This window comes from Pseudomonas sp. 30_B, from assembly GCF_017491605.1.
Lineage (GTDB): Bacteria > Pseudomonadota > Gammaproteobacteria > Pseudomonadales > Pseudomonadaceae > Pseudomonas.
Window position 1 is genome coordinate 1 of sequence record NZ_JAFGYY010000050.1, and the last position, 8,991, is coordinate 8,991.

Annotated in this window: 7 protein-coding genes and 1 pseudogene; 3 read left to right on the top strand and 5 right to left on the bottom strand. The window is 65.5% G+C overall.

Annotation, left to right across the window (positions count from 1 at the left end; all coding sequences use genetic code 11):
* The 3 genes and pseudogenes from J5M67_RS26990 to J5M67_RS27000 form a co-directional block, all read right to left on the bottom strand.
* Nucleotides 1-798: pseudogene (locus tag J5M67_RS26990) on the bottom strand (PAS domain-containing protein); the annotation flags it as partial.
* Nucleotides 788-1,024 carry a PP0621 family protein gene (locus tag J5M67_RS26995; protein WP_207888483.1) on the bottom strand — a complete coding sequence of 79 codons (237 nt, stop codon included), beginning with the start codon at nt 1,022-1,024 and terminating at the stop codon, nt 788-790. The gene J5M67_RS26995 and the pseudogene J5M67_RS26990, both read right to left, overlap by 11 nt.
* 137 nt (nt 1,025-1,161) lie before the next feature.
* A complete protein-coding gene (locus J5M67_RS27000) occupies nt 1,162-2,187 on the bottom strand; it encodes an outer membrane protein assembly factor BamD (protein ID WP_207888484.1) in 1,026 nt (341 codons plus the stop codon).
* 148 nt (nt 2,188-2,335) lie between these two features.
* On the opposite strand from J5M67_RS27000, the gene rluD reads away from it, so the two are divergent.
* The 3 genes from rluD to clpB all read left to right on the top strand — a co-directional run bounded on the left by rluD (nt 2,336) and on the right by clpB (nt 6,932).
* Nucleotides 2,336-3,295 carry a 23S rRNA pseudouridine(1911/1915/1917) synthase RluD gene (rluD, locus tag J5M67_RS27005; protein ID WP_207888485.1) on the top strand — a complete coding sequence of 320 codons (960 nt, stop codon included), beginning with the start codon at nt 2,336-2,338 and terminating at the stop codon, nt 3,293-3,295.
* A complete protein-coding gene (gene pgeF / locus J5M67_RS27010) occupies nt 3,292-4,017 on the top strand; it encodes a peptidoglycan editing factor PgeF (RefSeq protein WP_207888486.1) in 726 nt (241 codons plus the stop codon). Before rluD ends, pgeF begins: the two co-directional genes overlap by 4 nt.
* 350 nt (nt 4,018-4,367) lie before the next feature.
* Nucleotides 4,368-6,932: an ATP-dependent chaperone ClpB gene (clpB, locus tag J5M67_RS27015; protein WP_207888487.1), complete on the top strand. Its 2,565-nt coding sequence runs from the start codon at nt 4,368-4,370 to the stop codon at nt 6,930-6,932.
* Nucleotides 6,933-7,029: 97 nt separating this feature from the next.
* Here the strand turns inward: clpB and J5M67_RS27020 are convergent, their stop codons facing one another.
* Entirely contained in the window at nt 7,030-7,383 is a 354-nt protein-coding gene (locus tag J5M67_RS27020) for a PilZ domain-containing protein (RefSeq protein ID WP_207888488.1), read from the bottom strand.
* Between the two features lie 10 nt (nt 7,384-7,393).
* Nucleotides 7,394-8,991, bottom strand: a 1,598-nt coding sequence (locus tag J5M67_RS27025; protein ID WP_207888489.1) for a DUF1631 family protein, incomplete at its 5' end; no start/stop codon positions are given.

Genomic DNA, 8,991 nt, shown 5'->3' on the forward strand with positions numbered 1-8,991 from the left:
GTGTGGCTGCAGGCTGGGCGGGCGCAGGGCGGGGTTCTGTTGCCACAGCCGCAGGCTGTTCAGCAGCGCAGGGCTGTGCTCGGCCAGCGGCTGCCCGGTCAGTTCCTGGCCACCGAGCAGGGTGGTGGCACTCTGGTTGGCCAGTAGCACGCGTTGCTGGTCGTCCAGCACCAGGATGCCGGTGCGCATGCGCTGGAGGATCAGGGCATTGAGCTCTTCGAGGTTGGCCACCGTGGTGGCGCGCTGCTCGGCGATGTTTTCAATGACCTGCTGGCGGCGTGCCAGTGCCTGGATCAGCAGCGCAGAGGCAAAGCACAGGGCTCCCAGGCTGCCGGCCTGTACGTAGTGGTTGAAGGCGATGGTCTGGGTGAGGCTCAGGTAGAAAGTCAGGTAGATCAGGGCGATGGACGCCAGGGCGGCGATCAGCAGGCCTATCCGGCCACGCAGCAGGATGTTGGCGATGGCGACGGCGACCACCATCAGCGTGCCGATGCCGCTGGGAATGCCGCCGGCGGCATAGAACAGCCCGCTGAGCATCAGTACATCCAGGGCCGCCAGGATGAACAGGGCCAGCAGTTGCCGGGGCGTTGGCATCAGGACGGCGATCAGGATGTTGACCACCAGGTAGGTCCAGCAGCCGATGTGGAACAGCTCGGACTGGGCGGGCTTGAGGATTTCACCGTCAAGGTTGCTGGAAATCAGCAGTACCAGCACCAGGCCGATGGTCAGGCGGTACAGGTGATACAGGCGCAGGACGCGCCGTCCCTGCCCGGTGAGCGAAATGTCCTCAGTGGCCACGGTCTGCACGGTCCTGCTCGAGATGAGCACGGCTGCAGTACCAGTTGCTCTCGTCCTGCAGCGCATTGCTGCGCGGGACGTGCACCCCGCACTGGGCACAGCGCACCATGGGCACGGTCTGCTCCTCGCGGGGTTCCGGTGCGCTGGGGCGGGCAGGGCGGGTGGCCTTGCGCCACAGCCACCAGCCGAGTGCGAACAGTAGAATCCAGAACAGCAGGCGGGTCATGGCGTTCCCTTATTCCATAGAGAGCCGCAGTGTATCCAAGGCGTGCGGTCGCGCACAGAGACGTGGTCCGCGCCGGCGGACGATCGCCCACGAAAAAGGGAGGCCGAAGCCTCCCTTTTTCATCGCATCCGCGCTACTTAGTCGAAGATGCCAAAGGTCATGTAGCTGAACCAGGAGCGGTCGCTGCCGCCGGCGTTGCCTTCGGACTCGTGCTGTTCTTCCTGCACGTCCGACTGGTTCTCCGGCTTGAGCTCCGCCGGAATCTGCTGCTCGGCGTCTTCGTACTGCTTGATTACGTCCTTGCTCGCCTGGGTTTCCATGTGCGGCGGGGCGTCGTTGGTCTCGATCAGGCCCAGGGTCGCCTTGGCCAGCCAGGAGCGGTTGTCGGCCTCGTCTTCACGCGGAACGAACTGCCCCTCCTTCAGGCTCGGGTTGTCCGGGTAGTTCAGCTTCAGGGTTTCCAGGCTGGTGTCGGCCAGGTCGTTCATGCCCAGGCGCTGGTAGGCCTCGACCATGATCGCCAGGCCATCGCCGACGGCCGGGGTTTCCTGGAAGTTTTCCACCACGTAGCGGCCACGGTTGGCGGCGGCGACATAGGCCTGGCGCTTGAGGTAGTAGTGGCCGACGTGCACTTCGTAGGCGGCCAGCAGGTTGCGCAGGTAGATCATGCGCGCCTTGGCATCCGGTGCGTAACGGCTGTTCGGGAAGCGGCTGACCAGTTGGGCGAACTCGTTGAAGGAGTCACGGGCGGCGCCCGGGTCGCGCTTGGTCATGTCCAGCGGCAGGAAGCGTGCCAGCAGGCCACGGTCCTGGTCGAAGGAGGCCAGGCCCTTGAGGTAGTAGGCGTAATCGACGTTGGGATGCTGCGGGTGCAGGCGGATGAAGCGCTCGGCGGCGGAACGCGCCGCTTCAGGCTCCATGTTCTTGTAGTTGGCGTAGATCAGTTCCAACTGGGCCTGTTCCGCATAGCGACCGAACGGATAGCGGGACTCCAGCGCCTTCAGCTTGGATACGGCGTTGGTGTAGCTCTTGGTGTCAAGATCGTGCTGTGCCTGCTGGTACAGCTGGCTTTCGCTCAGGTTCTCATCCACCTTGTCGCCCTTGGAAGAACAGGCGGTAACGAAGGCGAGGGTGGCGATCAGCAGCAGGTGTTTCACTTGCATGGCGGCTTGCGTCCCTGGACGGTCGGCTGTCGCGGCCGCAACCGTCTGTTATGATTGGCGCCCCAGGGGGTTACCCTGGGACAAAGGCCCCGTATTTAACCACAGCGTGCAGCCGAACCAAAAGGCCGCGCGCCCTTCGTGTCCCGCCATGTCCGATATCATCCAACTCGCGGCAGAAGTGCCGTTCGACCTCGGTGGTCAGCGTCTCGACCAGGTCGCCGCACAGCTCTTCTCCGATCATTCCCGCTCGCGCCTGGCCGGCTGGATCAAGGACGGTCGCCTGACCGTCGACGGCAGCGTGCTGCGCCCGCGTGACACCGTTCACGCCGGCTCGCGCCTGGAACTTCAGGTGGAGCTGGAAGCCCAGGGCGAGTGGAAGGCCCAGGACATCGAGCTGGACATCGTCTATGAAGATGACCACATCCTGGTCATCGACAAGCCGACCGGCCTGGTGGTTCACCCCGCCGCCGGCCATCAGGACGGCACCCTGCTCAACGCGCTGCTGCACCATGTGCCGCACCTGGCCAACGTGCCGCGCGCAGGCATCGTGCACCGCCTGGACAAGGACACCACCGGTCTGATGGTGGTGGCCAAGACCCTCGAAGCCCATACCAACCTGGTCGCGCAGCTGCAGGCCCGTACCGTCAGTCGGATCTACGAGGCCATCGTTACCGGCGTGATCGTCGCCGGCGGAACCGTCGATGCGCCGATCGGCCGTCACGGTGTACAGCGGCAGAAGATGGCCGTGGTGGATGCCGGCAAGGTCGCCGTCAGCCATTACCGTGTGCTCGATCGCTTCCGCGCCCACACGCACGTGCGGGTGAAGCTGGAAACCGGCCGTACCCACCAGATCCGCGTGCATATGACGCATATCGGCCATCCGCTGGTGGGCGACCCCACCTACGGCGGGCGTTTCCGCATTCCGCCGGGTGCCAGCCCGACCCTGATCGAGTCCCTGCGCGACTTCCCGCGCCAGGCCCTGCATGCGCGCTTCCTGGAGCTGGACCACCCGGCCACCAGCGTACGCATGAAGTGGGAGTCGCCGTTGCCGGATGACTTCACCTGGCTGCTGAGCCTGCTGCGGCAGGATAACGAGTCCTTCGTATGAACCCCTGGCTGACGCCCGACTGGCCGGCGCCGGCGAACGTCCGCGCCTGCGTGACCACGCGGGCTGGCGGCGTCAGCGCGGAACCTTTCGACAGCTTCAACCTGGGCGACCATGTTGGCGACGAGCCGGCGGCGGTCGCCGAGAACCGTCGGCGCCTGACCGCTGAGCTGGGTTGCCAGCCTGCCTGGCTGAGCCAGGTACATGGCATCGATGTGGTCGAAGCCGATCCGTCCGTCGTTGCCACCGCTGACGCCAGCTGGAGCAAGACCCCCGGCGTCGCCTGCACCATCATGACGGCTGACTGCCTGCCCGCCCTGTTCTGCGACCGCGCCGGTACCCGCGTTGCCGCTGCCCACGCCGGCTGGCGCGGGCTGGCCGGTGGCGTGCTGGAGGCAACCGTGGACGCCATGGGTGTTGCACCGGGCGAGCTGCTGGTCTGGCTTGGCCCGTCCATCGGCCCGCAGGCCTTCGAAGTCGGTCCGGAAGTGCGCGAAGCCTTCCTGGCGGATCATGCCGCGGCCGAGCGCGCGTTCGTACCCAGCGCCAATGCCGGCAAGTTCATGGCCGACATCTATGAGCTGGCGCGCATCCGCCTCGCCGCCAAGGGCGTGACGGCGGTCTACGGTGGCGGACTGTGCACCTTCACCGATACCGAACGCTTCTATTCCTACCGCCGCAGCTCCTGCACCGGCCGCCTGGCCAGCCTGGTCTGGCTGGCCTGACGCCTTATTCGTAGGAGCAACAGTCTTCTTCTGAGGAGTCTGTGCCAGCCCATGCCCTCACCCCAACCCTCTCCCGCTTGAGGAGCGGGGCGCGCAGCCAGGGTTAGGGTGAGGGGCTTTTGATCTTGTAGGAGCGGACTCCGTCCGCGATAGGCCCGCATCGCGCCTGAGACCATCGCGGACAGAGTCCGCTCCTACGCTCATCTCGACAGCATCATCTGACCAGTGTCATGGCCAAATGGCTTGAACCGGCCAAAATCGTCCTTATCTATCTGGCATCCCGGCGGGCTTTGTCGTGACCAGGGGCACTCATCGCTCCGGCCCGCTATAGAGAAGGAAGGACGACCCCCATGCGAATCGACCGTTTGACCAGCAAGCTCCAGCTTGCCCTCTCCGATGCCCAGTCCCTGGCCGTTGGACATGACCACCCGGCCATCGAGCCGGTGCACCTGATTTCCGCCCTGCTGGAGCAGCAGGGTGGTTCGATCAAGCCCCTGCTGATGCAGGTCGGCTTCGATATCCCGGCCCTGCGTACGGCTCTCAATAAAGAGATGGACGCGCTGCCGAAAATCCAGAGCCCCACTGGCGACGTGAACCTGTCGCAGGACCTGGCGCGCCTGCTCAACCAGGCCGACCGCCTGGCCCAGCAGAAGGGCGACCAGTTCATCTCCAGCGAACTGGTGCTGCTCGCCGCCATGGACGACAGCACCAAGCTCGGCAAGCTGCTGGGCAGCCAGGGCGTGTCCAAGAAAGCCCTGGAAAACGCCGTGGCCAACCTGCGCGGCGGCGAAGCGGTCAACGACCCGAACGCCGAGGAGTCGCGCCAGGCGCTGGACAAGTACACCGTCGACATGACCAAGCGCGCCGAGGACGGCAAGCTCGACCCGGTGATCGGCCGTGACGACGAAATCCGCCGGACCATCCAGGTCCTGCAGCGCCGCACCAAGAACAACCCCGTGCTGATCGGCGAACCCGGCGTGGGCAAGACCGCCATCGTCGAGGGCCTGGCCCAGCGCATCGTCAACGGCGAAGTACCCGACGGCCTGAAGGACAAGCGCCTGCTGGCGCTGGACATGGGCGCGCTGATCGCCGGCGCCAAGTTCCGCGGCGAGTTCGAGGAGCGCCTGAAGGCCGTGCTCAACGAGCTGTCCAAGCAGGAAGGCCGGATCATCCTGTTCATCGACGAACTGCACACCATGGTCGGCGCCGGCAAGGCCGAGGGAGCCATGGATGCCGGCAACATGCTCAAGCCGGCCCTGGCCCGTGGCGAACTGCACTGCGTGGGCGCCACCACCCTGGACGAATACCGCCAGTACATCGAGAAGGACGCCGCCCTGGAGCGTCGCTTCCAGAAGGTGCTGGTGGACGAGCCGAGTGAGGAAGACACCATCGCCATCCTGCGTGGCCTGAAAGAGCGCTACGAGGTGCACCACGGTGTCACCATCACCGACGGCGCGATCATCGCCGCGGCCAAGCTCAGCCACCGCTACATCACCGACCGCCAGCTGCCGGACAAGGCCATCGACCTGATCGACGAAGCCGCCAGCCGCATCCGCATGGAGATCGACTCCAAGCCGGAGGAGCTCGATCGTCTGGATCGCCGCCTGATCCAGCTGAAGATCGAACGCGAAGCGCTGAAGAAGGAAGACGACGAGGCCACCAAAAAGCGCCTCGCCAAGCTGGAAGAAGACATCGCCAAGCTCGAACGCGAGTACGCCGATCTGGAAGAGATCTGGAAGTCGGAAAAAGCCGAAGTCCAGGGCTCCGCGCAGATCCAGCAGAAGATCGAGCAGGCCAAGCAGGAAATGGAAGCGGCCCGGCGCAAGGGAGACCTGGAAACCATGGCGCGCATCCAGTACCAGACCATTCCGGACCTGGAGCGCAGCCTGCAGATGGTCGACCAGCATGGCAAGACCGAGAACCAGTTGCTGCGCAACAAGGTGACCGACGAGGAGATCGCCGAAGTCGTGTCCAAGTGGACTGGCATCCCCGTCTCCAAGATGCTCGAAGGCGAGCGCGAGAAGTTGCTGCGCATGGAAGACGAGCTGCATAAGCGCGTCATCGGCCAGAACGAAGCCGTGGTGGCCGTGGCCAACGCCGTGCGCCGCTCCCGCGCGGGCCTCGCCGACCCGAACCGCCCCAGCGGCTCCTTCCTCTTCCTCGGCCCGACCGGGGTGGGCAAGACCGAGTTGTGCAAGGCTTTGGCCGAGTTTCTCTTCGACACCGAGGAAGCGCTGGTGCGCATCGACATGTCCGAGTTCATGGAGAAGCATTCCGTGGCTCGCCTGATCGGCGCGCCTCCGGGCTACGTCGGCTATGAAGAGGGTGGCTACCTGACCGAAGCCGTACGTCGCAAGCCGTACTCCGTGGTGCTGATGGACGAGGTGGAGAAAGCCCACCCGGATGTCTTCAACGTGCTGCTGCAGGTGCTCGAAGACGGCCGACTGACCGACAGCCATGGGCGCACCGTGGACTTCCGCAACACCGTGATCGTGATGACCTCGAACCTCGGCTCGGCGCAGATCCAGGAGCTGGTCGGCGACCGTGAGGCCCAGCGTGCGGCGGTGATGGATGCCGTCAATGCGCACTTCCGGCCGGAGTTCATCAACCGGATCGACGAAGTGGTGGTCTTCGAACCGCTGGCCCGCGAGCAGATCGCCGGCATCGCCCAGATCCAGATGGGCCGCCTGCGCAAGCGCCTGGCGGAGCGCGAGCTGAGCCTGGAGCTGAGCAACGAGGCCATGGACAAGCTGATCGCGGTCGGCTTCGATCCGGTCTATGGTGCCCGCCCGCTCAAGCGTGCGATCCAGCGCTGGATCGAGAACCCGCTGGCGCAATTGATCCTGGCGGGCAAGTTCCTGCCGGGCGCGAAGATCAACGCCAAGGTGGAGAACGACGAGATCGTCTTCTCCTGATCCACAGGTCCAAGAAAAAGCCCCGCATTGCGGGGCTTTTTCTTGTCTGTATTCAGGAGCTGTTCGCGAGCAAGCTCGCGAACCTTCCAGCGTCGGCTCAGCGGTTTTCGCGGGCCTCGGCCAGCAGGCTGAGCAGGCGTTCCAGCACCTCGGCCTGGTCCTCGGCGATGTCGATGATGTGAAAACCCGCCCAGCCCAGTTGCCCGTCGCTGCCGCCACGGCTCCACAGGCAGTCGGCGCCCAGCTGGATCTCCCCGATCCCATCCAGCGGCGGCTGCGGGACCAGCCGGCAGGCCCAGACCGAATCGACGTTCGGTACGTCCACGCCGCAGAGCATGAAACCCTCGCTGGACAGGTCGGCGAGGCGTCCGAGGCTGCGCCCGGAGTGGCGGTCGAAGACCTCCACGGTCAGCCCGGTCTGGTGCCGGTCGTGCTGGCGACGCTCGCTCATCGAGTGCTCCTCAGTTCTGTGCCGGGGGGCGCCCGGTGATGCGTTGCAGGACCCGGTAGACCGTATTCAGCGCGCGATCCATCAGGGGAATGGTGTGATCCGTCGGGGCCAGGCGAACCTTGCCCGCCTCCATGTCCCGAGCCAACTGCACTAACGGTTTGACGGCGACGCGCTGCCCGGTGTGATCGACGAACATATAGTTGCGCGTGGTCGGGCTGAACCACGACAGCTTGAGCCGGCGGACCGGCGTGACATCGCTGAATTCGAACCAGGTGCCGAACTCCACCTGCGCCAGTTCCTTGATCAACTCGCGCGCGCGCTCGGACAGCGGCTCGCCGGCGTTGCGGTCGAGGTTGTGGACTTCCGCGCCGAGCATGACGCCCAGAGGGCTTTCCGGCAGATCCTGCTTGAACTGCGCTGCGACCTGCGGCTGCTGGGACTGGATCGCGTACTGGCAGGCGACCAGATCCTGCAGCAGGCGATGGATGCCATCCTCATGGTAGCCACCGAGCAGCTCCAGCCCCTTGCGCAGTTCGTCCAGCATGCCCAGGCGCAGCGCCTGCAGATGCTCGCGCCCCGCCTCATCCAGCGGGGTGACGCTCCAGGCCAGTTGCTCTCCCACCTTGCAGGCGCGCTTCCACTCGTCGCTGTGTTCGCCAGCGCGCAGTGAAATGAAGGTCAGCGCGTCGCACCAGCTCAATTCGAGGAAGTTGCGCACCAGCGGCGGCAGGTCGCGGCACCCGGTGATCGAGGCAATGGCTGCCAGTGCCTGCTCGCGGGCAGCCAGCAGGCGGTCGCGGCCGCGCGCCGCCTCCATGGCGCGGCGTTCGCGCAGCTCCACCTTCTGCCGCAGGTTGGCAACGAATTCATTGAACTCGCCGAGCAGCGCATCGAACAGGCCGAGGTCGCCGACGAAGTCCTGGATCACGCGCTCCACGACCCAGTGCATCTTTGCCAGAAGGCTGCGCTCCTCATCTTCTCCGCCGTAGATCACCCCGGCCTGGGCCATGGCGTTGAGCAGCTTGCGCGCCGGATGGTGGTGCTGGGTGAACAGTTGCTTGTCCTGCAGGGCGACCTTCAGATAAGGCGTGTGCAGGTGGGAGAGGGTGGTCTTGCAACTGTCGGGCAGGTTTTCGTCGTCGAGGATGAAGTCGAAGACCATGCCCACCAGGTCGATGACATCGGCTTCCTGATCGGTCAGGCGGGTCGTACCGGGACGTTCGGCGCCAGCCTCCAGCTCGCGCTGCAGATCAGCCTTCAGGGCGTCCACCGGCTGTGGCTGGCGCATGCGCTGGGCCAGTTCCTGGGCCGATTCGCGCTGCAGGCGATTCAGCGCTTCGAGCAACTCGCTGGCGCTGTAGGTCGTGGTGGCGGCCTCGGTGGGAGGGCCGAAGCTGACGATGCTGTGGCTGTTGCCAAACAGCGTTGCCTTGTTGCCGCGTCGGCGGAGTTCGGCCAGCAGAACCGCAAGGCCGCCGAACAACGCGGTGCGGTCGCTGGGCGGGAGCTCCGGCAGGTCGCTGGCCTTGTAATGGTGAGGCTGCAAGGGCGCGGCGCCGTCGAGGGCCGCGTCGCCCTGTGCGGGCGGGGTGGGGCGTGGTTTCGGGG